We start from the raw sequence: 2,581 nt of genomic DNA on the forward strand, positions 1-2,581 counted from the left end.
TTAGTCTTAGTGCATAATCAAAGATAAGAAATGTCGTCAAATGCTTAACGCTTGCGACATTTTTTCTTTATCTGCCGTTTTATCGACAAATAAGGAAAAATTTGTCGCCCGTTTCGCCATATTTGTATGTGATTTGAGGGGAATTGCTTGGTTACTTCTTTAACTGAAAACTACGAGTTTCAAAGAGTATATAAAAAAGGGAGTTCGTATCCCGGAAGATATGCTGTGGTATATTGCCGCAACAATCATCATAGCGATTCTCTCCGTTTGGGAATCACCGCCACAAAAAAAATCGGAAAAGCCTGCAAACGAAATCGTGCCAGACGTTTGATTTATGAAAATATGCGGCTGTTTTTCCCTAAAATGAAAAAAGGATATGACATTGTGGTTGTGGCAAGAGCATCCATTGTGGGTGTAAACTTTTTCACTTTGGGCAATGAATTGAAAAAATTGCTACATAAAGCAGGTGCTTTTTATGATGAGTAACTTGTTTATTTTTGTGGTTCGCTGTTATCAGAAGTGGATTTCCCCGCTTTTGGGAGCAAGATGCCGGTTTTATCCTTCCTGTTCGCAGTATGCGATTCTGGCAGTGAAAAAATACGGATTTTTTAAGGGCTTTATAAAAGCTTGTTATCGGATTTTGCGGTGTAATCCATGGAATCCAGGTGGTATTGATTATCCCTAAACTTGAGCTGAAAGGAAAAGTTCGATGGATTTTATTTATGTGTTTTTGGGCACAATTATGAGCTATATCTATAAGTTTGTAAACAATTTCGGTTTTGCCATTATTTTGTTTACTGTTTTGGTGCGCGCTTGTTTGCTTCCTTTGGTGGTAAAACAGCAAAAATCGATGGCTCATATGCAGAAAATGCAGCCCAAATTACAGGAACTTCAGAAAAAATATCAGTATGATAAAGATAAGCTGAATGAAGAAACCATGAAGCTTTATCAGCAATACAAAATCAATCCGATGAGCAGCTGTTTACCTTTGTTTATTCAGATGCCTATTCTGATTGCCATTTACGGCGTTATTCAGAATCCCATTACTTACATTCTGGGGCATCCCGTTACCGAAGAGCTGAAAGCTGCCTTGACTGTGCTGTGTCAGAATCCTGCTGACACTCAGCTGAACGTTGTTGCTTTTGTCAGCAACAATTTTGACAAAGCAAAAGAACTGCTTGCTACCATCCAGACCAATTTTACTGCAGACCAGTTTTTGATGAATTTTGACTTTTTCGGTCTGAATCTGGGGTTGACTCCCAGTACTTCTGTCGCTGCCAATCCTATTTTGTGGGTTCTTCCCATTCTGGCAGGTCTGACTACCTTCTTAACCAGTTATATCAGCCAGAAAATTAATGCAAAAACACAGACAGAAGAACAGAAATCCCAGATGAAGAGCATGCAGCTGATTTTCCCGTTTATGACGGCATATTTCTGTTATATTCTGCCGGCAGCAATGGGACTTTACTGGATTGTTGGTAACTTGATTCAGATTGTTCAGAGCTTCACTTTGGACCGTTACATTATGAACAAAGAAGTGGATGTTATCGAAGAAAAAGAAGAGTTGAAAGCACTCCAGAGAAAAGAAATGAAAAAGAAGAAAAAGAAATAGAAAGGTTGGAACCCATCTGTGAAAGAATTTATTGCAACAGCCAAAACAGTAGATGAAGCAATCGAGAAAGCAGTAGCAGAATTAGCTGTTGACAGAGACTTGATTGAGTTTGAAATTTTAAATGCACCCACCAGCGGATTTTTGGGAATCGGTGCAAAACCTGCCAGAATTTTAGCAAGATATGATGTGAAAAAACCGGAAGATAAAAAAGAAGCTCCCAAAAAGGAAGCAAAGGTTCAGAAACCCAAAACAGAAAAGAAACCGGTGAAAGAAGCTGCTCCCGAACCGAAAGCGGAAACAAAAAATACGACTGTGAATTACGAAGATGATACTGACTTTGTTCCCAGCGAAAACGGAGTACAGTTTGTATCTGACTATGTGAAAAAATTATTTGAATTGATGGAAATGGATGTTTCTGCGGAAGTAACTCAGAAAGGAAGAATCATTTCTGTAAACCTGGCCGGAGAAGAAGCAGGCAACATCATCGGAAAACACGGTGATACTCTGGACTCCATTCAGCATATGCTGCAGTTAGCATTCAATAAAAAAGTAAAAGGCGGCGAAAAAATTCGTTTAGATACCGAAGATTACCGCCAGAAACGTGAAAAAACTTTGACCGGCTTAGCAAAAAGCATTGCAAACCGTGTGATTAAATCTCGCGGTAAATATGAGTTGGAACCCATGAAAGCTTATGAAAGAAGAATCATCCATTCTGCACTTCAGAGCTATCCTATGATTACTACTTACTCTGTTGGTGTTGAACCTCAGAGACGTCTGATTGTTGCATTTAAACATAGAAATCAGCAGCATCAGGAAGTAGCAGCAGAAACTTCTGTGGAAGAATAATAGTAACGCTGAATATAAAAGGGCTGTCTGGAATAACGACAGCCCTTACCATATGCTAGTGTGGCGCAGTTGGTAGCGCAATTGATTCGTAATCAATAGGTCGAGGGTTCAAGTCCCTTCACT

General features: G+C 39.3%; 4 protein-coding genes. All 4 read left to right on the forward strand.

Features of this window, described 5'->3' with window-relative positions; all coding sequences use genetic code 11:
- Positions 1 to 147: 147 nt before the first annotated feature.
- Genes rnpA through jag form a run of 4 tightly spaced genes read left to right on the forward strand, consistent with a single transcriptional unit; the run spans position 148 to position 2,458 of the window.
- Positions 148 to 486: a ribonuclease P protein component gene (rnpA, locus tag ACKI5B_RS07375; protein WP_407427327.1), complete on the forward strand. Its 339-nt coding sequence runs from the start codon at positions 148 to 150 to the stop codon at positions 484 to 486.
- Entirely contained in the window at positions 479 to 685 is a 207-nt protein-coding gene (gene yidD, locus ACKI5B_RS07380; RefSeq protein ID WP_407427331.1) for a membrane protein insertion efficiency factor YidD, read from the forward strand. Before rnpA ends, yidD begins: the two co-directional genes overlap by 8 nt.
- A 57-nt stretch (positions 686 to 742) precedes the next feature.
- Positions 743 to 1,612 (forward strand): YidC/Oxa1 family membrane protein insertase, encoded by an 870-nt coding sequence (locus ACKI5B_RS07385; protein ID WP_407427333.1) that lies wholly within the window; start codon positions 743 to 745, stop codon positions 1,610 to 1,612.
- An 18-nt stretch (positions 1,613 to 1,630) separates the two neighbouring features.
- Entirely contained in the window at positions 1,631 to 2,458 is an 828-nt protein-coding gene (gene jag / locus ACKI5B_RS07390) for an RNA-binding cell elongation regulator Jag/EloR (RefSeq protein ID WP_407427329.1), read from the forward strand.
- Positions 2,459 to 2,581: the final 123 nt, after the last annotated feature.

The sequence above is a fragment of the Treponema sp. genome (assembly GCF_045657965.1).
In the GTDB taxonomy this organism is placed as follows: Bacteria; Spirochaetota; Spirochaetia; order Treponematales; family Treponemataceae; genus Treponema_D.